The 21,827-nt window shown below is 62.4% G+C and carries 16 protein-coding genes and 1 tRNA gene; 9 read left to right on the top strand and 8 right to left on the bottom strand.

Going from position 1 to position 21,827, the window contains the following annotated elements; all coding sequences use genetic code 11:
• Positions 1-34: 34 nt before the first annotated feature.
• From CSV91_RS08595 to pknB, 6 genes are all read left to right on the top strand, one after another.
• Positions 35-1,888, top strand: coding sequence for a serine/threonine-protein kinase (locus tag CSV91_RS08595; RefSeq protein ID WP_099432544.1), 1,854 nt, complete (start codon positions 35-37; stop codon positions 1,886-1,888).
• Entirely contained in the window at positions 1,885-2,898 is a 1,014-nt protein-coding gene (locus CSV91_RS08590; protein ID WP_099432543.1) for an FhaA domain-containing protein, read from the top strand. The genes CSV91_RS08595 and CSV91_RS08590 overlap by 4 nt, the downstream gene beginning before the upstream one ends.
• Positions 2,899-2,904: 6 nt before the next feature.
• Entirely contained in the window at positions 2,905-3,321 is a 417-nt protein-coding gene (locus tag CSV91_RS08585) for an FHA domain-containing protein (protein ID WP_006235180.1), read from the top strand.
• The gene (locus tag CSV91_RS08580) at positions 3,318-5,252 is read left to right on the top strand and encodes a Stp1/IreP family PP2C-type Ser/Thr phosphatase (RefSeq protein WP_099432542.1); all 1,935 of its coding nucleotides are present in this window, start codon (positions 3,318-3,320) and stop codon (positions 5,250-5,252) included. The genes CSV91_RS08585 and CSV91_RS08580 overlap by 4 nt, the downstream gene beginning before the upstream one ends.
• Before the next feature lie 16 nt (positions 5,253-5,268).
• Positions 5,269-8,139 carry an FtsW/RodA/SpoVE family cell cycle protein gene (locus CSV91_RS08575; protein ID WP_099432541.1) on the top strand — a complete coding sequence of 957 codons (2,871 nt, stop codon included), beginning with the start codon at positions 5,269-5,271 and terminating at the stop codon, positions 8,137-8,139.
• Between the two features lie 132 nt (positions 8,140-8,271).
• Positions 8,272-10,227 carry a Stk1 family PASTA domain-containing Ser/Thr kinase gene (gene pknB / locus CSV91_RS08570; RefSeq protein WP_099432540.1) on the top strand — a complete coding sequence of 652 codons (1,956 nt, stop codon included), beginning with the start codon at positions 8,272-8,274 and terminating at the stop codon, positions 10,225-10,227.
• 298 nt (positions 10,228-10,525) lie between these two features.
• Here the strand turns inward: pknB and CSV91_RS08565 are convergent.
• The 7 genes from CSV91_RS08565 to CSV91_RS08535 all read right to left on the bottom strand — a co-directional run bounded on the left by CSV91_RS08565 (position 10,526) and on the right by CSV91_RS08535 (position 17,756).
• Positions 10,526-10,601 (bottom strand) — tRNA-Arg (locus tag CSV91_RS08565).
• 125 nt (positions 10,602-10,726) lie between these two features.
• Entirely contained in the window at positions 10,727-11,125 is a 399-nt protein-coding gene (locus CSV91_RS08560) for a DUF956 family protein (protein WP_006235193.1), read from the bottom strand.
• A gap of 120 nt (positions 11,126-11,245) precedes the next feature.
• Positions 11,246-12,166 carry a PTS system mannose/fructose/sorbose family transporter subunit IID gene (locus CSV91_RS08555; RefSeq protein WP_022094170.1) on the bottom strand — a complete coding sequence of 307 codons (921 nt, stop codon included), beginning with the start codon at positions 12,164-12,166 and terminating at the stop codon, positions 11,246-11,248.
• A 16-nt stretch (positions 12,167-12,182) separates the two neighbouring features.
• On the bottom strand, positions 12,183-13,001 hold the full coding sequence (locus CSV91_RS08550; RefSeq protein WP_099432539.1) for a PTS mannose/fructose/sorbose transporter subunit IIC: 819 nt from the start codon (positions 12,999-13,001) through the stop codon (positions 12,183-12,185).
• An 18-nt stretch (positions 13,002-13,019) separates the two neighbouring features.
• Positions 13,020-14,009, bottom strand: a complete 990-nt coding sequence (locus CSV91_RS08545; protein ID WP_099432538.1) for a PTS sugar transporter subunit IIB — start codon at positions 14,007-14,009, stop codon at positions 13,020-13,022.
• Positions 14,010-14,359: 350 nt separating this feature from the next.
• Complete coding sequence (locus tag CSV91_RS08540) at positions 14,360-14,788, bottom strand: hydrogenase maturation nickel metallochaperone HypA/HybF (protein WP_099432537.1); 429 nt, start codon at positions 14,786-14,788, stop codon at positions 14,360-14,362.
• Positions 14,789-14,981: 193 nt separating this feature from the next.
• Positions 14,982-17,756: an FAD-dependent oxidoreductase gene (locus CSV91_RS08535; RefSeq protein WP_172622475.1), complete on the bottom strand. Its 2,775-nt coding sequence runs from the start codon at positions 17,754-17,756 to the stop codon at positions 14,982-14,984.
• A gap of 189 nt (positions 17,757-17,945) precedes the next feature.
• Between CSV91_RS08535 and CSV91_RS08530 the strand changes: the two genes are divergently transcribed.
• The 3 genes from CSV91_RS08530 (at position 17,946) to CSV91_RS08520 (ending at position 21,407) form a co-directional block, all read left to right on the top strand.
• A complete protein-coding gene (locus tag CSV91_RS08530; protein WP_099432536.1) occupies positions 17,946-18,608 on the top strand; it encodes a TetR/AcrR family transcriptional regulator in 663 nt (220 codons plus the stop codon).
• A 63-nt stretch (positions 18,609-18,671) separates the two neighbouring features.
• On the top strand, positions 18,672-19,679 hold the full coding sequence (locus CSV91_RS08525) for a DUF5692 family protein (RefSeq protein WP_099432535.1): 1,008 nt from the start codon (positions 18,672-18,674) through the stop codon (positions 19,677-19,679).
• Between the two features lie 231 nt (positions 19,680-19,910).
• The gene (locus CSV91_RS08520; RefSeq protein WP_147579403.1) at positions 19,911-21,407 is read left to right on the top strand and encodes a hypothetical protein; all 1,497 of its coding nucleotides are present in this window, start codon (positions 19,911-19,913) and stop codon (positions 21,405-21,407) included.
• 131 nt (positions 21,408-21,538) lie between these two features.
• Here the strand turns inward: CSV91_RS08520 and CSV91_RS08515 are convergent, their stop codons facing one another.
• The gene (locus tag CSV91_RS08515; RefSeq protein WP_232049598.1) at positions 21,539-21,733 is read right to left on the bottom strand and encodes a hypothetical protein; all 195 of its coding nucleotides are present in this window, start codon (positions 21,731-21,733) and stop codon (positions 21,539-21,541) included.
• Positions 21,734-21,827 lie beyond the last annotated feature (94 nt).

Here is a 21,827-nt window from a genome sequence, read left to right as displayed (position 1 = left end):
TCGCAAACGAACTTTAAACGCACGAGGGTTGGCCATGCCGCTTTTCTCGCAACATACCGCCCGGTTCTCGCCGGACGTTCCTTTGGAGGGCACCAGCTCTCGCGAGCTGCTCAAGCGGTACCAGCCGCTCGAGACACTTGCGACCGGCGGTTTTGGCTCCATCGAGATCTGCCGCGACACGCACCTGCGCCGCCGCGTCGCCATTAAGCGCATCCCCCTTATCAACGGCGCCGGCATGCCCGCCAGCGACATCATGGATGTCCTGCGCGAGGCGCACACTGCCGCCATGCTTCAACATCCCAATATCGTGCAGGTCATCGACTTTACGCACGACACCGCCTATGCCTACTTGGTCATGGAGTATGTCGACGGTATGTCGTTGGCCGAGTTTTTGCATCGCGTGGACGGCCACTCGCTCACCTTTGACGAGGCCGCAGCCATTGCCGATGCCCTGGGTCAGGCGCTCGCCTTCGCCCATAGCAATGGCGTACTCCACCTGGACATTAAGCCCGCCAACGTGCTCATCGACCACTCGGGCAATGTAAAGCTCACCGACTTTGGCATGGCGCGACTGTCGTCCGCCGGTGGCTTTGGCGGCTCGCGCGGCGGCACCATCGGCTACATGCCGCCCGAGCAGCTCGATATCGAGACCGGCACGGTCGACGAACGCGCCGATGTCTTTGCCCTTGCCTGCGTTATCTATGAGGGCTTGTGCGGCAGCGCTCCCTTTATGGCGGCCACGCCCGCCGACTCGCTCGACCGCATCATCGGCGGCGCCACCTATCCCAGCGAGCTGATACCACACTTTCCCCCGGGAGCCGAGGCCGCGCTCATGAGCGCGCTCTCCCCCATGCCGCAGGACCGCCCCAACAGCATCGAGGCATTTTGCGACCAACTCCTTGCCGGTCTGGGCAGCGTGCGCGAGGGCCGTCGCAGTCTGGAGCAAATGGTTGGCGAGCTTTCGGATGACGAGCAGGAACTCAACGATATCGAGCCGTCGCACTACGAGGACGACGCCATCGAGGTCGACCCCGCGCTCGGCTGGGCGGGCACGCGCTGGAGCCATGCGCGCGACTACACCATGCGCGCTATCTCGGCGCTAACGTGCGGCACCTTTAGCTTTTTGCTGATGCAAACGGCCGGGGTCGCGGCGCTTCCCGGGTTGGTCGTCGCGGCTATCGCGATCGGAGCGGCGGCTGGCTTGGCACCGCAGATTGGCTCGGCCATCTCGGCCGTGGGCTTTTTGGTGCTCATGGCCAACGCCACCATGCAGGCGCAGGGCATCCTGTCGATGTTGCCCGTCGCGGTGATCTTTGCCGCTGCCATGTCCGGTTGGTGGATCGCCTGGGGTCGCACCGAGGCTGCCGCGAGCGCCGCGCTCACCTGTGCACTCGCGCTTGGCTGTCTGACTGGCAATACCTTCCTGGCAGCTGGGGTCGCCGCCGGCGTCGCGTCATTTTGGCTCGGCCCGGCAAGCGCCGCCGCGGCAACGGGCATGGGCGTGCTTTTTGCCCGTCTGGCCACGGTCGCGCTTTCAGCCGGAGGCGTGCTGGGGCTCAGCAATGTCGCCGCGGCGCTGGGAGACCCGCTCCTTTGGGCTGCCTTTGTGCTGGTCGCGACAACTGCCGCGGCGTCATCTGCGCTGCTCAATGCCCATGCCAAGCGTGCCGACCGGGGCTCAAACCTTGCCGCAATCGCCGCCATCGCCGTCACCGGCATCGGCTGCGCAGCGGCATCCTGTCTTGCACACCATATGGAAATTGCCAGCCTTGCAGCCGCGGTCGCCGCCAAGGCGGCAGTTGCGGGAACCCTATCCTCTATAATCGTTGGGATATGCCTATATTTGCTCGGATACCAAAGAACCTATACGGAGAGTGATCTTTCGTGAACTTCCTGAACATCTTCGAGGACCACGTGGCCGGCATCTTCGGTGCCACCCGTGCCCCGTTCTCCTTTAAGAAGCTTGCCAAGCAGGCCGCTCGCGACATGGAGGATCAGACTCTGGTGATTAACGGCGTCAACACGGCGCCGGCACTCTATACCATCCTGATCGCCGCCGACGACGATCCCATGCTCGCCCCGTTCTACCCCGAGCTTTCGCGCGAGGTCCGCGAGTTTGTGAAGGCGCAGGCCGAAAAGCGCCGCTATGTCTTTGTCGGCGAGCCCCTCGTGCGCTTTATGATCGATCCGCAGCTGCGCGCCGGCAAGTTCTCGGTCTTTGCCGAGAACGTCGATGCCCCCACGCTCGGCCGCCTGTACGAAGAAGAGCGCGCCTATCAAAACGGCCTGGGCCAGAACAACTCCGCGGTAAGCCGTGCCGCCAGCGCCCCGCGCGCCGGCCAGCAGCAGTTTGCTGCCCCGCAGCAGCAGCGCCCCGCCGCCATGCCCCAGCAGCAGCCGACGCCTCGCGCCGCCACTCCTGACCCGCTTGCCACGGCAGACCCCTTCGCGCCTAGCGTCCCCGACCCCGCCGCCGCACCCATCCCGGTGCCGCAGACCATCTCGCGCGACGCGCTTGCCGGCATGGGCGGAGCCGCCGCGACCGGTGCCGCCGTGGGCCTAGGCGCCGCAACCGGCATCGCCTCCAACATGGCGAGCACTCGCGCCCCGCAGCGCCCGCTCGCCCAGCTCGTCGACGTCGTGAGCGGCGAGAGCCATAGCATCACCTCCGCACAGGTGACCATCGGTCGCGAGCGCTCAGTTTCCGACATTGCCCTGCGCGACCCCAACGTGTCGCGCCGCCACGCCCAGCTCACCTTTACGGGCTCGGATTGGTCGATCGAGGACCTCAATTCCACCAACGGCACACTCGTCAACAACCGCCGCATTACGCGCTGCCCGCTGCGCAACGGCGATCTGCTGACGTTTGGCCTGAGCACCTTTGAATTTAGGGGATAGTCGCTTATGAACATCGATATCGTCCTTTTTGCAGGCCGCATCGTCCTGGTCGCCCTGCTCTATATCTTCCTGTTCGCCGTCATGAAGACCGGCGTGGGGCTTGTGCGCGGACAGCGCCGCGACTCGGCTATCTGGACGATCGATGTGGACAAGGGTCCGCGCGGTATCCGCGGCATCCACGTAGATATGCTCGGCCCCGTCATCGTCGGTCGCTCGCCATCTTCGGACATCTGCATCAACGAACCATTCGTCTCGGCCTCGCATGCGCGCTTTTCGCTGCAGGGCCCGGCGCTCATCATCGAGGACCTCAACTCGCTTAACGGCACGCTCGTCAACGGCCGCCAGCTTGTGGAGCCCGCAACGCTGCGCGAGGGCGACGAAGTCCAGATCGGCGATGTGGTCATGAAGGTGAACCGTCGATGATCGACGAGGAGAACAAGTCCGCGACTATGACCGAGGCACCGGCTGCCGCCACAGCTGCGCCGGCCCACGCCGCTCCGGCGGGCTCCGCACCCGTGGAACCCGAGGACACCGTGTTCTCCCTGCCTCTTTCGCATGTAACGCATGATATTTCGGATCTCGCCGATAACGAGGACGAAGAGGATGCCGTAGCGGCGCCCATCGGCGCACATGCTGCGGAACAGCCCACAGCGCCCGAAGCAACCTCGGCGCCAGCTCACTTTGCAGAGCCCGTCGCCGCGGCAATCAACGAGAGCGCTGCGGTGTTTGCGGCACCCGAGCCCGCCGCGCCGGCGTTTCCCATAGCTCCGGCATCCGAAGTTGCGCCCGTGTCTACGCCGGCGCCCGAAGCGGGGCCATCCCCCGAGGACGGCCCTGCACCCAAGACCCCGCAGCCTGCGCCCGCAAGCGAGTCCGATGCCGTGACCGAGCCCGCCGCCCAGTCGCAAAGCATGCCCGCGCCGTCGCACTTTGCGACGCCCGAGCCTATAGACGTCAGCCCGCAAGACGACGAGTCGACCGCCCGCGTGTCCGAGGAGCCCGGCTCCCCGGACACCGGCGATTCCGAATCAAACGCCGAGACCGACACCGTCTCTCCCGGTGACACAGCCGAGATCGACGTTGCCGCCGTTGAGGCCAAGCTCAAAGACCCCGGCTCGACCATGAGCTTTGAGCCCCTGACCGAGGAGCGCATCGAGACCGACTCGACCTATGATGCCGGCACCACCACGCAACTCATGTGGGGCGCCCGCTCCGACGTTGGCTGCGTACGCCCGCACAATGAGGATTCCTACCTGGTGCAGTCGCCGCTCTTTTGCGTATGCGACGGCATGGGCGGTCACGCCGCCGGCGAGGTAGCCTCTTCCATCGCCGTCGAGACTATTGCCAAGACGGCCCCGCAGTCCGCCGACGCAGCACGCCTGGCCGCAGCCGTCGAGGCAGCCAACGCCGCCGTAATCGAGGCGGCCCTGAACGGCCTGGGCAAGCCCGGCATGGGCTGCACAGCCACTTGCGCCTATATCGAAAACGACACGCTCGCCATCGCCCACGTGGGTGACTCTCGCGCCTACCTGCTCCACGAGGGCACGCTCATCCGCGTGACCCGCGACCACTCCTACGTGGAGGAGCTCGTGGACGCCGGCGAGATTACGGCAGACGAGGCTCGCGTCCACCCCAACCGTTCGGTCATCACCCGTGCGCTGGGTTCGGACCCCGCCATGTATGCCGACCACTTCACTCTGCATATCGAGGAAGGCGACCGCCTGATCCTGTGCTCCGACGGCCTTTCGAGCATGATTCCCGATAGCGATATCGAGAACATCGCCACGCAGTCCTCAACCGCGCAAATCTGCGTCGACAACCTAGTGGACGCGGCGCTTGCCGCCGGCGGCCACGACAACGTGACCGTAGTAGTCGTTGACCTGGTTGACGATGGCGTTATGCGCGAAGCGCAACGCGTGCGTCGCCGCAACATTACTATCGCCGCCATCCTGGCCCTCGTCTTTGTGCTGGCAGCTGGCATCTGGGCCTACACGGGTGTCACCGGCTCGTACTACCTGGGTACCTACCAGGGCAATGTCGCCGTCTGGCGCGGCCTGCCCGGCAAGCCGCTCGGACTCAAGCTCCACTGGCTCGAAAGCGAAACCAGCATTAAGCTGTCCGACCTGCCCGAAGACACGCAAAACCGCCTCAAGGCGGGCATTCCGCAAACAAGTGTCGACGATGCGCAAGACACGATATCCAAGTACCGCCACCAGATCGACGAGGAACAGACCCGCCAGGTGATCGACGCGCAAACGATTCGCGACAACACCAATCAGGGATCGACCTCCGAATCAGATTCCGAGAAAACCGCCGAACAGTCCGCCGAGGCCGAAGCCTCCGATAAGAACTAGAAAGGGAGTGCCGCTTATGAGTCGCCGCAACACCGAGCTGCTCTTGCTCATCGCCTCGGCGTTCCCCGTCATCCTGCTGTATGCGATGTACGTCCTCACCGCGGGCGCTGCCATCTCCTTTGAGACGCTCGCCGTACCGATCGGCCTCTTTGCCGCCTTTGCCGCGGCCCACATTGCCGTGCGCATCTTGGCGCCCGGTGCCGACCCCGCCATCCTGCCCATTGTCTTTGTGCTTTCGGGCATCGGCATCACGTTCGTGACGCGTCTCGCCCCCGCTCTCGCCATCTCACAGCTCATCATCCTGTTTGTCTCGGTGGCCCTGATGGTGGGAACGCTCGCACTGGTCAAAAACCTCGACGTGGTCATGCGCTACAAGTACACCTTTGGCATTATTGGCATCATCCTGCTGATGCTGCCCATCTTTATCGGCACCACGATCTCGGGCTCCAAGCTGTGGATTCGCATCGCGGGCTTTACCATCCAGCCCGGCGAGTTCGCCAAGGTCTTTATCGTGCTGTTCCTGGCCGGGTACCTGGCCGAGAACCGCGAGCTGCTCTCCATCTCCAACCGCAAGATCCTGGGCTTTAAGATCCCTCGCCTGCGACTGCTGCTGCCGCTGTTTGCCGTGTGGGGTGTGTGCCTGCTCGTCGTCGTCTTCGAACGCGATCTGGGTTCGGCCGTGCTGTTCTACACCATCTTCTTGCTGATGCTCTACGTTGCCACGGGGCGCTTTTCGTATGTCGTTATCGGCCTTGCGCTCTTAGCCGTCGGAGCCGTGGGCGCCTACAAGTTCCTATCGCACGTTCAGGTGCGTTTCCAGGTTTGGGTCGATCCGTTTAAGGACGCCCAGGGCCAGGGCTACCAGATCGTCCAGTCGCTCTTCTCGCTTGCCGATGGCGGCCTGGTCGGTGTTGGCATCGGCAACGGTATGGCCAACAACATCCCTGTCGTCGAGTCCGACTTTATCTTCTCGGCTATCGGCGAGGAGATGGGCCTTTTGGGCGGCGGCGCCGTGCTCATCCTGTTTATGCTCTTTGCCGTGCGTGGCCTCACCACGGCTGCCCGCGCTAAATCCGACCTCGCTGCCTTTAGCGCCACGGGCCTTACGGCCGCCATCAGCTTCCAGGCCTTCTTGATCGTTGGCGGCGTAACCCGCCTGATCCCGCTGACCGGCGTCACCCTGCCCTTTATGAGCCAGGGCGGCTCCTCTCTGCTGGCGAGCTTTATCATCGTCGCGCTCCTGCTGCGCGCCGGTGACGAGGCGACCGGACGCGAGGCCGAGCTTACCGGCACCGGCACCATGGCCGCCATCACCGATGATCAGGTCGCATCTGCCGCCGCCCCGACGGGCACGCGCTTTGCCACCTCGTCTTCCTACGGCAGCGGCAGCCATTCCGTCGGCTCGCGCATGCGCCGTCGCCTGCTCGACACGCCTGAATCCGGTGTGCTCGGCCGCGTTGCGCTCGCCAACCGTCTAACCCGTGCGGTGCTCGCCTTTACGGCGCTGTTCGCCATCCTTATCGGCAACCTCACCTATGTCCAGGTCATCAAGGCCAAGGACTATCAGGACATGCCGACCAACAACCACACCATCGCCCGCTCCAAGTACATCCAGCGCGGTTCCATCATCACGTCCGATGGCGTGACGCTGGCCGAGTCGCTGCAGCAGGAGGACGGCACCTACGTACGCTCCTACCCCAACGGTAACCTGGCAGCGCACGTGGTTGGCTACGTGAGCCAGCAGTATGGCACCACTGCCATCGAGAGCGTCATGAACGACACGCTCACCGGCTCTAAGGATTACTCCAGCTGGAACAACGCCATCGCGTCGCTCGCGGGCCAGACCCAGCCGGGCAACACCGCCAAGCTCACCATTGACTCGCGTATCCAGACGGCGGCCGAGCAGGCGCTCAAGGGCTTTAAGGGCGCTGTAGTGGTCATCGACCCGCGTACCGGCGCGGTGCTCGCATGTGCCAGCTCGCCCACCTACGACAACACCAACATCGACGCCCTGCTGCAGGCGGGCGGCGGCGAGGACGGCTCTATGTACAATCGCGCCATGGACGCGCTGTACACGCCGGGCTCCACGTTTAAGGTCGTTACGCTTTCCGCGGCACTCGAGACCGGTACCGCCAGCCTTACCAGCACCTACCAGGCGCCCGGCTCCATGGACATCGGCAACGCACCGGTCACCAACTATGCCAACGAGAGCTACGGCACCATCAGCCTGCAGCAGGCCTTTGCCGTGTCCTCCAACGTCGTCTTTGGCCAGGTGGCAACCGAAGTTGGCGCAAACACGCTCGTGCAGTTTGCCAACGCCTTTGGCTACGGCCAAAAGCTCGGCCAGGACCTGACCTCCGCGGCCTCCATCATGGCCGACCCGTCGCTCATGACCGAGTGGGAGACCGCCTGGGCCGGCGCCGGCCAGCCTGTCGGCATGGACCACACGCCCGGCCCGCAGACCACCGTCATGCAAAACGCCGTAATTGCCGCCGCCATCGCTAACAGTGGCGTGGTCATGGACCCATACTTTGTAGCCCAGGTACTCGCCCCGGACGGAACCGTGGTCAAGACCACGCAGTCCCGCTCGCTGGGTCAGGCCGTCAGCTCCGCCACGGCCGACCAGGTCAAGCAGGCCATGCTTGCCGTCGTCCAGTCCGGCACCGGCACCGATGCCCAGGTCCCCGGCGTCAAGGTCGCCGGCAAGACCGGCTCGGCCGAGACCGGCGGCACCAACGTCAACTCGATGTTCGTTGGCTTTGCACCTTACGATTCACCCACGGTCGCCATCTCGGTGGCCTTGGAGGATTACGACAAACACGACGTCAAGGCGGCCAAGATCGCCGGCATCGTCCTGACCGCGGCGCTCGCCGCACAGGGAGCGTGATGCCCATGATCGAATCGGACACCCGAGGCGCGCCGCGGCCGAAGAGTTAGCGGCAACGCGCCACACGGCCCCAGCGGCCACATCGTAGGTACTACACACATCGTTGAGCGAATAGTTATGTTAGGAGCAGGAATGGAACAGAGGGTCCTCGGGGGAAGATACCTCCTCAAGGATAAGGTGGGGACAGGCGGCATGGCGACCGTCTACCGTGCACAGGACCAGGTCCTCGACCGCACGGTTGCTGTCAAGATCATGCTGCCGCAGTATGCTGGCGACGCAACCTTCGCCGCACGCTTTAAGCAGGAGGCCCAGGCAGCAGCCGGTCTCTCCTCCCCCTATATCGTGGGCGTCTACGATTGGGGCAAGGACGGCGACACCTATTACATCGTCATGGAGTACCTGCGCGGTACCGACCTTAAGAGCGGCATCAAGAGCCACGGCGCCCTCGACCCCAAGAAGGTCGCCCAGATCGGCTCGCAGATCAGCTCTGCACTTTCGGTCGCCCACAAGCACGAGATCATCCACCGCGACATTAAGCCGCAGAACATCATGGTGCTGCCCGACGGCAACATCAAGGTGATGGACTTTGGCATCGCGCGCGCCAAGAACAGCCACCTCACGCAAGACAACAACGTGCTGGGAACCGCCCACTACGTCAGCCCCGAGCAGACCCGTGGTCAGGACCTCGGCCCCACCTCGGATATCTACTCGCTGGGCGTCGTGATGTATGAGTGCGCCACCGGCCGCGTGCCCTTTGACGGTGATGACGCCATCTCGGTCGCACTCAAGCAGGTCAATGAGCTACCTATTCCGCCGAGCCAGATCAACTCCGGCGTCGACGCCGACCTTGAGCGCATCATCCTCAAGTGCATGGAGAAGGACCCGGCAAACCGCTTCCAGACCGCCGACGAGCTTCGTCAGGTGCTCAACAGCTACCTGTCGGGCCGTGCCGTAAACATCTCGGAGCCCACACGCATCATCGGTGCCCCCGGTGAGCTGGGCGCCACCAAGACTCGCGAGCTTTCCGATCAGACGCGCGCCATGGTGCGTCCCGTCTCGGGCGTGAGCGGCCAGAACACCGCCCGTAGCTCGGTTTCGGGCTCCACCGGCTCCTACGAGGTCGAAAAGCCCAAATCCAACAAGAACAAGATCATCGCCGCCGTGGTGGCAGCCGTTGCCGTCATCGGCATCGTGGTGGCCTTTGCCACAGGACTCTTTGGCGGCGAGCAGGTCACCGTGCCCGATGTGCTGGGCAAGGACCAGCAGACTGCCGTCGAGCTGATCAAGGAAGCCGGCCTCGAAGTCGGCACCATCGACCAAAGCTACAACGACGATGTCGACGAGGGCAAGGTCGCCGAGCAGACGCCCAACGGCAACACCAAGAAGGCCAAGGGCACCAAGGTGAACCTGGTAATCTCCAAGGGCCCCAAGCCCTCCGAGAAGGTTGAGGTTCCCCGGCTTGTCGGCCTGACCAAGGACCAGGCAGAAGCCGCGCTGGCAAGCGTTGGCCTGAAGGGCAACGCCTCCGAGGAGGCCAACGAGGCCGATGAGGGCCAGGTCTTTGAGCAGGGCACCGAAGCCGGTAAGGAAGTCGAGAAAGGCACGACCATCTCGTACAAGGTCTCGGGCGGCCCGGATACCACGTCCGTCCCCGACCTGACCGACATGACCGAGGCCCAGGCGCGCAACGCCCTCGATATGGCAGGCTTTGGCGTCGACGTGAGCTACCAGGAGAACGACTCAGTTACCGAGGGAACCGTGATCAGCTGGAACCCCAGCGGCAAGCAGAAGCCCGGCGCCACGATTACCGTCGTCATTGCCAAGAAGTCCGGCAAGGCCGCCGTCCCGGGCAACCTGTACGGCAAGAGCATTTCCGCCGCCGTTACCGCGCTCAACAACGCCGGTTTCTATAACATTGGCTTCTGCGACCAGAACGGCAATCCCGTAAGCGGTAACGAGGATGCCACCGTTACGGGCGTCTCCCCCACTGGCAAGCAGTCCACCGACAGCACGATTACGCTGACGGTCGCACTTTCGGGCTCGGGTTCGGGCTCGGGCACGGGCGACGATTCCGGTACGACCAACTAGTCGCCACCCCACCGCTCATTACGGCTCTCGCCGCAAACATATTCGCTCACAGGCGCCCGCTTGCTCCCCCAGCAAGCGGGCGCTTTCTTTATCTGAAGCAGCGAATACTACGGCATGCCTTAAACCAGAAGAGCCCGGCACCGTAGCGGTACCGGGCTCGATATTCCTCTGGTGCCCCCGGGCGGATTCGAAAACTCCCCCCCGCGGGGAAATAAGTGACGCGGGTGTCGACGGTCCGAATCCGGCCTTTAGACCAGAAGAGCCCGGCACCGTGGTGGTACCGGGCTCGGCAAATCTCTGGTGCCCCCGGGCGGATTCGAACCGTCGACACCCGCTTTAGGAGAGCGGTGCTCTATCCCCTGAGCTACGGAGGCATGTTGTACTAGTGTAGCAGATTTGCGCCACTACCATGCAGCGCATAGCCGCTCTTCGAGATAGTCGTCTGCGACGTTCTTTAATGACTGGTCGTTTAAGAGCGTCGCAGACGACTACCCAACGACTAGTTGCCTTTGTGGAAGAGGTTTTTGATAACGGAGGGGATGCTCTTGGCGCCCTTGGCCGTCACATCGATAAAGTCGGGCGAACGCACGAGCTTATCCTCGTCGACGTACTTGCGGACCGCGCGCAACGTCTCTTTGTCGTCGCGCGTCGAAAACGTAAAGTGACCGTTGTCCTTGGTGAAGATGGCAAAACGCGTGATCTTCTTGGTGCCGCGCAAAACCTCGGCGGCGATATAGTCGACCTCGTCCCACGGGATTTGAATATAATCCTCGGGATTGCGCTCGTTGTAATACTCGAACGCCTTATTGCCCACCATCACGTTACCGTGGCTGGTAAGCCCCATCAGGCAGGTTGCCGGCGTTGCCAGATCGACCGTGCTGTTCTGAGATTGCGCCATGCGCGCCTCGCCCTCCAAATAAAACAATCGGACCGCATCCAGTGTACCCACCGGGTGCGGTCCGTTTCAATGGCTCAAAAGCCCTTGCATAGCAATTCTCGGTCTTAAGCCGAAACGTGCTTACATGAAGCCGCAGACGCGACCGATGATGCCGATGGCGAAGAGAGCCAGGATGATGACGATCGGGCTGACCTTCTTCTTGAGGAGCTTGCAGACCAGCAGGGTCAGGCACACGGCGGCAAGGCCGGGGATGAGCTGATCGAGGTTAGCCTGAAGCGTGGTGACCTTCACCTGATCAAGGGCGTTAGCACCGATGGAGTTATACATCGTCAGTGCTTCCTTGACACCCTCAGAACCGGAGGGCAGATTAGCCCAGTCGATAAAGGCGCCAGCAGACTGCGTGACCTTGGAGACGACCGGGGTGAAGGAGATGGACACCCAGCGCTCGACCAGGGCGCCGATGATGAACATACCCAGGATGGAAGCGCCCTCGGTGACCTTGCCCATCAGACCGCCGGAGAGGTCCTTGGCGATGGAGGAGCCGACCTTGTAGCCAAACTCCTGCGTGTACCACAGGAAGGCGTAACGGATGATGTTCCACGCGAAGAAGAACAGCAGCGGACCGGCGATGCTGCCGGACAGGGCCAGGGAAGCGCCCAGAGCGCCCAGAATCGGGCGAAGGGTGAACCAGAAGGCGGGGTCGCCGACGCCGGCGAGCGGGCCCATCATACCGACCTTGACGCCCTGGATGGCGACGTCGTCAATCGGAGCACCGTTGGCGCGCTCCTCCTCGAGAGCGAGGGTAACACCAATGACGGGGGCGGAAACATAAGGGTGGGTGTTATAGAACTCCAGGTGGCGCTTAAGAGCGGCAATCTGGTCATCCTTGCTGGTGTAGAGCTTCTTGATCGCAGGGATCATTGCGAAGCACCAGCCGCCGTTCTGCATACGCTCGTAGTTCCACGAGCCCTGAAGGAACTGATGACGGAAGCAAACCTTCTTGCGGTCAGCCTTGGTGAGCTGAATCTTGTTCTCTGCCATATGTATCACTCCCCTCCTACTCGTAATCGTTCAGAATGTCGCCGAGCGGGTCGCCGGAGCCACCGCCCATGCCGCCACCCTGCTTGGCCAGATCCTTAAGGCCAAGGTAGATGAGGGCAAGGGAGATGCCGATGAGGCCAAGGGCGATCAGCGTGAGCTGAGGGATGGCAGCAAGGACAAAGCCGAGGACGAAGAACGGCCAGGTCTCCTTGGTGGCCATCATGTTGATGACCATGGCGTAACCGACGGAAGCGACCATGCCGCCGCCGACAGCCATGCCGCCGGACAGCCAGTCGGGCATAGCGTTAAGCGCGTTGGTAACAGCCTCGGCCGGGATGATGCACAGAAGTACTGCCGGGATGGCGATACGAAGGCCCTGCATGAGGATGGCAGCATACTGCCAGCGCTCGATGCCGGCGAAGTCGCCCTTCTCGGCGCAACCGTCCATGGCGTGAGCGATAGCGGTTGCCAGGGTACGGCAGATCATGGTCAGGAACAGGCCAGCGACCGACAGCGGAACGGCGACGGCGATGGCGGCGGTAACGGCCTTGGCCGAATCGGTGGCGCCGCCGTTGAGGGCGAGCACCATGATGATCGAAGAAGCGACCGAGGCCAGAGCGGCGTCAGGCGCGACGGCGGCGCCGACGTTAGCCCAGCCAAGGGCCATCATCTGGAGCGAACCGCCCAGGAGGATGCCCTCCTGAAGGTGACCGGTTACGAGACCGATAAGCGTGCATGCCACGAGCGGCTGATGGAACTGGAACTCATCCAGAATGCCTTCCATACCGGCAAGCAACGCGACAATCGCAACAAGCAGAATAGTGATTGCAGACATGTATCGGACCCTCCTTTACTATGCTTGAGCGGCCAGTTCGGCCTTAGCTTTCTTCAACATGGCGTCGAGATCCTCGGAGGAATCCGAAGGAACCTTGCGGACCTCGAACTTGACGCCCTTGGCCTTGAGGGCCTCGAGAGTCTTAACGTCGTCATCGCCCATAGCGACGGCGTTGGTGACGACGACCTTACCCTTGGAGTGAGCCATAGAACCGATGTTGACTTCCTTGATGTCGACGCCGGCCTCGATGGCCCTGAGCAGATCCTGCGGGTTCTCGAAGAGCAGCATGGCCTTGGTGTCACCAAAGCGCGTGTCCTTGACGACCTCGGCCATCTTCTTGATGGGCACGACGTTGGCATGGACTCCCGGAGGGGCAGCCTGCTCGATCATGGTCTTGCGGAGCTCGTCGTGAGCAACGCCGTCGGAAACCACGATGATGCGGTTGGGGTTGATCTGCTTGGTCCACGTGGTGGCCACCTGACCATGAAGCAGACGGGTGTCGATACGGACGTGGGCGATCTTGATGTGCCCGTCGCCGATGACCGTTCCCGGAGGGATGGCGCCTGCAGGAGCAGCGGCGGCCGCAGCCGGCTTCTTCTCCTCGGGCTCCAGAGACTCGGGCTTGACGCGCACGCCAGCCTTAGCCTCAGTCACGAGATGTTTTGCGATCGCATGTGCAGTGTTCTTTGCGTCAAAGCGCTGCGAATATGCCTCGATGAGCATAGGCAGGTTGACACCGGTGACGATAGCCCAGGAATCGTGGCCCTCGATGAGCCCGCTGATCTGGTTGAACGGCGTACCGCCCCACAGATCAACGAGGAAGAGCACCTGCTCCTGGTCCTCGAAGGAAGCGACTGCTTCCTCGACCTTGGCACGGAAGTCGTCGGGGCCCATGCTCGGCTCGAGCGAGACCACGGCTACAGACGGCTGATCGCCAAAGACCATCGAGCCCGTCTGCTTGATTCCAGCCGCCAAGTCACCATGGCTAGCAAGAACAATACTTACCATCACATAACCTCCTTTTTGTCTACGTATTTCCTACACGACATGAACGAAGTATACCTGTTTGGATTGTGGAATTATAGCTGAATCCGCAAAAGGTTAGATTATTTGTTTAAACGTCTAGGTTTGTTACAAGTTGATTACGTTGCTATTTTTCGACTCATTTCCCACTAAAGCGTCGCTCATCAAGTCATGTATTTTACAGATACAAGCATGCTGTTCATTGATACCGATTTTAAGCAAGTGCGAATGCGCTTGTACTGCCGCTATTTTGTTTAAACAGACATACCTTGACTATTAGCGTGACTTATGCTCTAGCGCAAGTAGTCATTGGGGACATCCCCAACGACTAGGGGCTAGGCGATGTGGAGGGGGTTGGCGGCGTCGACGGCATCGGGGGCGTCGGAGAGGCCGTCGGGGGCAGCGCCTGCCGGGTTCTCGTCGGGGGTCTCGATCTGCTTGATCATGACCTCCTGGCCCTGCAGCAGGTATGTCTCGCCGCTGCCGCAATAAGGGCAGGTCTTGCCATGCTCGACCGTCGCGTAGTCGCGGCCGCACGCCTCGCAATGTGTCACGGCCTCAACGGGCTCCACGATAAGCTCCGAGCCCTCGGTGATAGGCTTTTTATCTGCTGCCCAGCGCCAAGCGTCGAGCAGCAAGTCGGGAACGACGCCCGAGACCTCGCCCAGCAGCAACGTCACGCTCGAAACGCGACGCACGCCATTGGCGCGAGCCACATTCTCGACATCGCGAATGATGTGATAGACGATTCCCAATTCATGCAAGGCGAATACCTTTCAACAATGGTTGATGCGATGTCAGCCAAACGTCAGCGAGCGGCGATCCAGGTGCCCCAGGTTGCCCCGAAACAAGGCGTCCGCTGGGCTTTTGCCCGCGGCGCCGAAGTTGAGGGGCAAGATGGGGTGTCTGGGCGCCGCGCAGCGTCGGCAGTGCCGCCGTTCGTTAGAACGGCGGAACCTAATGACCGAATTTGATCTTGATGGCACGCTTGAGTGCGTACTTGCCCAGGCTGGGGAGCTTTTGCTCGTATTTGACCATCGTGGAGCACTCGGGGCGGTCGCGATCCAGATGGATGGCGTCAAACGCGCACTTGGTGGTGCACAGGCCGCAGCCGATGCACTTGTTGGGGTCGACGATCGAGGCACCGCAGCCCAGGCAACGGGCGGTCTCGGCGCGCACCTGCTCTTCGGTAAAGGTCTCGACGTACTCGCTAAACGGCGCGGCCTTCTCGCGCTCGCGGTCCACGTGGGCAACCTCGCGGCTCGCGTTGTCGTAGCGCTCGATCACGACATCGTCGCGGTCGAGCGCGGTGTAGCGGCGCTGGTTGCGGCCGATGGTGAGCGTGGACCCCGGCTGCACAAAGCGATGGATGGACACGGCGGCCTCGTGGCCGGCGGCGATGGCATCGATGGCAAAACTCGGACCGGTGTAGACGTCGCCGCCCACAAAGATGTCTGGCTCGGCGGTCTGGTAGGTCTGAGGATCGGCAAGGGCACCCTGACCGCGGCCAAGCTCCACCTTGGAGCCAGCCAGCAGGTCGCCCCACACAATGGACTGGCCAATCGACATGACGACACGGTCGGCATCGACACGACGCAGATCGTTCTCGTCGTACTCGGGCGCAAAACGGCCCTCGTCATCGTAGACGCGCGTGCAGCGCTTAAAGGTAATGCCGCACACACGGCCGGCCTCGTCCAGATGGACCTCCTTGGGGCCCCAACCGCAGCTGATGTGCGCACCGTCCTCGATGGCCTCGCGACGCTCCTCCTCGCTGGCAGGCATCTGGGCCTCGCTCTCCAGGCAGAACATCTCAACGTGCTCAGAGCCCAGACGGCAGGCGTTGCGGGCAACGTCGATGGCCACGTTGCCGCCGCCCACCACAATGGTGCGGCCGGACAGGGTATCGATCTTGCCGCTGTTAACCTCGCGAAGGAAGTCGACGGCCACGGTCACGTCCTCGGCATCCTCGCCCGGAATGCCGGCAAGGCGGCCGCCCTGGCAGCCAATGGCAACGTAGAAGGCCTTAAAGCCCTGCGCGCGCAGCTCGTCGAGCGTCACGTCGCGACCGACTTCCACGCCATAGCGGAACTCGGCACCCATCAGGCGAATAACCTCGACCTCGGCCTCGATAACATCCTTCTGCAGCTTAAAGCTGGGAATGCCGTAGGTGAGCATGCCGCCCGGGCGTTCATTTTTCTCGAACACGACGGGCTTGTAGCCCTTCTCGGCCAGGTAGAAAGCGCAGGACAGGCCAGCCGGACCGGCACCGATGATGGCGACCTTCTGGTCGAAGCCGCCGGCACGCGTCGGCGTCACCACGGGCGGGACATAGCGAGTCGCGGCGTCCAGATCGCGTTGGGCGATAAACTTCTTGACCTCGTCGATGGCCACGGCCTCGTCCACGCGACCACGGGTGCAGGCGTCCTCGCAGCGGCGGTTGCACACACGGCCGCAGATAGCGGGCAGCGGGTTCTCGCGCTTAATGAGCGCTAGGGCCTCGTCATAGCGACCCTGAGCCGCGAGCTTCAAATAGCCCTGAACGGCAACGTGCGCGGGGCAGGCCGTCTTGCAGGGAGCGGTGCCGGACTCATGCGTCTCGATGCGGTTGTCGTTGCGGTAGTTGGGCGACCACTTGGTGTGGTCCCACTTGGTGGCATCGGGCAACTCCTGGCGCGGATACTCGGGCACCTGTCCGCCGGCCTTTTTGCTGCAGAGCTTCTGGCCCAGCTTGGCGGCGCCGGCCGGGCACACCTCAACGCAGCGACCGCAGGCCACGCACTTGTCCTTCTCGACCTTGGCGACATAGGCCGAGCGCGACAAGTTGGGCGTGTTGAACAGCTGCGAGGTGCGCAGGGCGTAGCACACGTTGACGTTGCAGTTGCAGATGGCGAAGATCTTGTTCTCGCCGTCAATGTTGGTGATCTGGTGCACAAAGCCGTTGTCCTCGGCCTGGCGCAAGATGTCGTAAACCTCGTCGCGCGTCACATAGTGGCCACGATCGGTCTCGACCACGTAGTCGGCCATATCGCCCACGGCGATGCACCAATCGGCCGGGTCGTCGGCGCAGCCCTCACCCATCACGCGACGGCTCGCGCGGCAGCTGCAGGTGCTGGCGGCATACTTACCCTCGTATTTGTCGAGCCAATGTTCGATATGCTCGATCGGCACCGAGGTGCTTGCGGCGTCGATGGCCTTCTCGACCGGAATGACGTGCATGCCGATACCGGCGCCTCCGGGCGGCACCATCGGCGTGGCGCGGGACAGCGGCCCCTTGGACGCCTGCTCAAAGAACTTGGCATAGACCGGATGCTCCTCGAGCTGGCTCACGCGCATGTTGAGGAACTCGGCGGAACCCGGCACCAGCATGGGCAGCACCCACTGCTTGGCGCGCTCGGGGTTTTCCCAGTTGTACTCGAGCAGACCCGTGTAGCTCATGTCGTCGAGCATCTTCTCGATATCGGCCTCGGGCATGCCGGTGAGCTTGACCATCTCGGGCAGCGTATAGGGACGACGCATCTTCATCTTGCAGAGCACTTCGGCCTGCTCATCGGTTGCGGCCTCGGCAAACGACCAGTACTCGTAGCCCAGCAGCTCGTCGCGATGCAGCAGACGGTTGGTGCAGTGCTCGCACAGCTTGACGATGGCCTCGCGCGGATGCTCCGGCAGCGGCGGCACAAACTCCGCGCCGATATCGGGCTCGGTGTAACTAATCCCCGGTCCGTTGAGAATCATGGTTGTCCCTTCTCTTGCCGCAGCCCGACGAGACCGCAGCGCCCCTCTTTTTTTGCAGGCCGGGCATGCCCCCATGCCGTTCACCCGCCATTGTTGACATTGTGTCAAAAATAGTATTGACGAACCGTCAACAATATTCAAGACTGTTAGGCGAACGGTCCGGCAAAAGAGGATGAAAGGCGGCAAAACATGGGCAACAACGCAGCAGGTACCTCTGCGGTCGATGCCGTCCCCGCATCCGATAGCGCGGCAAAGCGCTTGACGGGCGACGAACGCCGTCGCGAGATTCTCGATGCCGTGCGCACCGTAAGCTCCGAGCTGGGCGTGTCCCACCTATCGGTATCGGCTGTGACCAAGCGAGCCGGCTGCACGCGTTCATTGTTCTACCACTACTTTGCCGATATGGACGCCGCCGTCACCGCTGTCATGGACGAGGCAATCGACGGCTTCATTACCGAGCTCGAGCAGTGGAATGCCAGCCGCACGGTTGGCGACATCGAGGGGGCGCTCGACACCGTCGCCCCGCTCTTTAAGCGCCTGGTCGCCAGCGGCCACGAACTGCCGAGCACCCTGACCTCCAGCAGCGGCGCGCTCTACGGCGGCTTTTTGCACAACGTGGTCCAACGCGTGGCGCAGTATATCTGCGACACCACCGTGGTGGATTTTGTCGCCCATCATGAGCTACGCATCGACCATGTCTACGAGACGTTCTACACCCTCATCATGGGGTTGTTGATGTATATCCGCACGCACCCCGATGTGCCCGACGAGACGGTCAAGGAAATCATCGCCTCGACACTCCACATCGAGGGCTATACCGCCAAGTATCCGGAGCGCAAGCCCCAGAACTGACGACATTTGGCCAAACTGCCCGCGATCAGAAGAGGGGCCGCGGGCGTGTGAAAGGAGAGCAGCATGCTGTTCGATGTTTGGGGTAGCGATACCCTTATCCACTGGGCCGGCTGGGCCATGGTCTTTATTGGCCTCATCGTGCTCAACGAGGTCGGCCGCCGCACTAAGCTCGGCGCGGCAATCATCTTTGGCGTGGCTCCGCTGGCCATGACCATCTACTGCGTCGCCATCGCCATCGGCGTTTCGCAGGGTGCCGAGTGGGCGCTCACCAACCCCACCCATGTGTACCAGAACAGCTGGTTCCACTACGCCAAGGTATACGCGGCGCTGGCCGGTTGCTGGGGCTTCATTGCCATTAAGTACCAGTGGGGCAAGATCGGCAAGGCGCATTGGTTCCGCGCGTGGCCGTTTGTGATCGTCGCCATCAACATCATGATCGCCGTCGTATCCGACTTTGAGAGCGCCTATCACTTCTTTGTCCTGGGCGAGTCCACCTGGGTCACCTCCGAAGGTGCTACGCAGCTGGCCGGCTGGAACAACGTGTTCAACGGCATCGCCGGTATCATCAACATCTTCTGCATGACCGGTTGGTGGAGCGTCTACGCCTCCGAGGACAAGACCGACATGCTGTGGCCCGACATGACCTGGGTCTACATCATCGCCTACGACATCTGGAACTTCTGCTACACCTACAACTGCCTGCCCACCCACTCCTGGTTCTGCGGCTTTGCGCTGCTGCTGGCGCCCACCGTCGCCGCCTTTATCTGGAACAAGGGCGGCTGGATCCAGAACCGCGCCTTTACGCTGGCCATTTGGTGCATGTTTGCCCAGGTGTTCCCGTACTTCCAGGAGGAGTCCATCTTTGTGACCCACTCCACGCTCGACCCCGCCGCCGCCACCGCGGTCTCGATCGCCGCGCTGGTCGCCAACATCGCCGCGATCATCTATGTCGCCTACCGCGCCAAGAAGCTCGGCCGCAACCCCTACAAGCAGGATGTCTTTGAGGGCACCAGCGACTGGGAGAAGGCTACCGCCCGCCGCGCCAAGGTGGATTACGCTCACGCCGAGTAACATGCCCAGCGCGAACGCCGCTTGAATGTGAAGCCGCCTGGCCGACTCCGCGCAATGCAACGTATTGCATGCCCCCGGAAAGCGATTTGTCCGCTTTCCGGGGGCTTTTTGTTGTTGCGCCTCTATTCAAAAACACGCGCAAATATAAAATCGGATTTCAAATCATGTGGCGGCTCTAGGGGGTCCCGTTTTTGGGTACATTGTTGTCCCGATATTGAGCTTGGGGGATATATGAAAGATGAGACGATGGGCCAAGAGGATGCGGCCCAAGATGCAGAAGCTTGCGCTGAGGCCTTGGAGAGCTTAGACCGGATTTCACTCGATGAGATTGCGTTTGACGATTCGGGCGTTGATGTGCAGGATAAGCCAGAAATCGAGGCACAGCCCGATGATCAGGATGCAGACGACGTTGAGCCTGCCGAAGATGAGGCAGGTCACGAAGACACCGAAAGCGAGGCCGGCAATCAGCCCGAATCCGACACGAGCGAGGAAACCATCTTGCTCGACAGCTTACCGGCCGAAGATTCGCTGACCCGCGAGCTCCCTGGCTTAGGCTCTGCACCTGCCGTGGACGAGACCATCGCCATGGGCGATATTCCCCTGCCGTCCGTTCCCTCGGCACGCGAAGCCGAGGTTCGCCATCGCAAGATGTCGCCCAAGCGCTGCAACCTGATGGTTGCCGGTGTCGTGGCCGTCGCGCTCGTCGCCGGCGGCGCAGGCTACGCAGCCTGGAACGGATATCAACAAGAGCAGGCTGCCGCTGTCGCCGCCAGTGCACACACGATGATGTCGGTGCAGATTGGCGTGCACGCCGCGGGCCTCGACTGTTCCACCGGCTCCAGGATTCCCGTACAGGTGAGCGGTCAGGACGCTGATGGCTCCTCCGTGAGCGAAACGCTCTATGTTGACGAGCACGGCCGTGGCATCAAACTGCTGCCCGGCGATTACACGCTCTCCATCGCTGCCTCCCCCATCGCGGCCGACGGCACCATCTATACCGTCCCGACCACCAAGGCGCAGGTCACCGTTAAGAGCGATGGACAGGATTTAAGTGCCCAGGCCGCCTTTAAGCTCAAGGTGCCTTCGGCCGACACGGTAACCGACGACCAGATCGATGCCGCCGCCAAATATGCCGAGGAGGGAGGCGCGAGCTCCGCCGCCACCGCCAAGGTGCTCCAGCAGGCGGCAACCGCGCGGCGCGACGCCGCCGTCAATGCCGTGAGCGCGCAAAAGGCACAGGCGGCCCGTGATGCCGACGCCCGCCACAAGGCAACCGACCTCTACCAGCTCGATATCCCCGTCGAGTGGTACGGCAAGGTCGAGACTTGGCAAAATGGCAGCACGCTATGCATCTATCTTGCCGGCGACAGCGATACGCCGATTGTGACGCTCGTCGCGGTGCGCGAGGGCGAGAGCTTTACGCCCGATGAGGGCGATACGGTTTTGGGTGCGGCCAATCTAGGCAACGGTTATACCGTCTACGCCAGCGGCCCCGTCTATCCGTACGTGGTGCCCCAGACCATCAACGGACGGACGCAGAATCCCGTGTCAACCTACCCCATGGACACGGCCATTGAGCTTGTCGAGCTCACGACCGGTAACCGCTACACCTATAGCCAGGTCAAGAACGTACTGGTCGGCAAAGACGGCAAGGCAGACGCCGCGACCAAACTCGAGACCGACTACCTCGCCCAGATTCTCCTGCCGAGCATCAAGGCCCAGGACTAGCCGGCCGAAGACAGCCGCCCAACACCCACATCCCTAACGCAGTTGCGGTGAAATAGGGACTGTTTTTGCTGGTCAAACCGCAAAACAGTCCCTATTTCACCGCAACTAATTAGTGGCCTTTTGGGTGGCACTCAGCGCCACGGGTCGGCTTCGAACAGCGGCTCGCGCTCGGGGCGGCGATCGCTGTAGGGATCGTAGCCGTCATCGTCCTCGTTCTCGGCGCGGATATAGGGGTCGCGCGGCTTGGGCGCCGGTTTAGGCGCAGGCTTAGGTGCGGCGGGTGCGGCATCGGTCGCCGGCGTGTTCGTCTTGTTCTTGTCTGTCATCTGCATAGCTCCTTGCCATGTACTCACGTTCAACACCATCGATTGTCGCACGAAAAAGGGCGGCGGACCCGATTGGATCCGCCGCCCTTGGCGT

This window comes from Collinsella aerofaciens, assembly GCF_002736145.1.
GTDB classification, from domain to species: Bacteria; Actinomycetota; Coriobacteriia; order Coriobacteriales; family Coriobacteriaceae; genus Collinsella; species Collinsella aerofaciens_A.
This window is presented reverse-complemented; position numbering and strand designations above follow the sequence as displayed.

Bases quoted from the DNA above. Each gene is read 5' to 3' on its own strand.
- CSV91_RS08545 (WP_099432538.1), bottom strand. From the start codon at position 14,009: ATGGTAAGTATTGTTCTTGCTAGCCATGGTGACTTGGCGGCTGGAATC.
- CSV91_RS08555 (WP_022094170.1), bottom strand. From the start codon at position 12,166: ATGGCAGAGAACAAGATTCAGCTCACCAAGGCTGACCGCAAGAAGGTT.
- CSV91_RS08595 (WP_099432544.1), top strand. From the start codon at position 35: ATGCCGCTTTTCTCGCAACATACCGCCCGGTTCTCGCCGGACGTTCCT.
- CSV91_RS08530 (WP_099432536.1), top strand. From the start codon at position 17,946: ATGGGCAACAACGCAGCAGGTACCTCTGCGGTCGATGCCGTCCCCGCA.
- CSV91_RS08515 (WP_232049598.1), bottom strand. From the start codon at position 21,733: ATGACAGACAAGAACAAGACGAACACGCCGGCGACCGATGCCGCACCC.
- CSV91_RS08580 (WP_099432542.1), top strand. From the start codon at position 3,318: ATGATCGACGAGGAGAACAAGTCCGCGACTATGACCGAGGCACCGGCT.
- CSV91_RS08520 (WP_147579403.1), top strand. From the start codon at position 19,911: ATGAAAGATGAGACGATGGGCCAAGAGGATGCGGCCCAAGATGCAGAA.
- CSV91_RS08525 (WP_099432535.1), top strand. From the start codon at position 18,672: ATGCTGTTCGATGTTTGGGGTAGCGATACCCTTATCCACTGGGCCGGC.
- pknB (WP_099432540.1), top strand. From the start codon at position 8,272: ATGGAACAGAGGGTCCTCGGGGGAAGATACCTCCTCAAGGATAAGGTG.
- CSV91_RS08550 (WP_099432539.1), bottom strand. From the start codon at position 13,001: ATGTCTGCAATCACTATTCTGCTTGTTGCGATTGTCGCGTTGCTTGCC.
- CSV91_RS08535 (WP_172622475.1), bottom strand. From the start codon at position 17,756: ATGATTCTCAACGGACCGGGGATTAGTTACACCGAGCCCGATATCGGC.
- CSV91_RS08585 (WP_006235180.1), top strand. From the start codon at position 2,905: ATGAACATCGATATCGTCCTTTTTGCAGGCCGCATCGTCCTGGTCGCC.
- CSV91_RS08575 (WP_099432541.1), top strand. From the start codon at position 5,269: ATGAGTCGCCGCAACACCGAGCTGCTCTTGCTCATCGCCTCGGCGTTC.
- CSV91_RS08560 (WP_006235193.1), bottom strand. From the start codon at position 11,125: ATGGCGCAATCTCAGAACAGCACGGTCGATCTGGCAACGCCGGCAACC.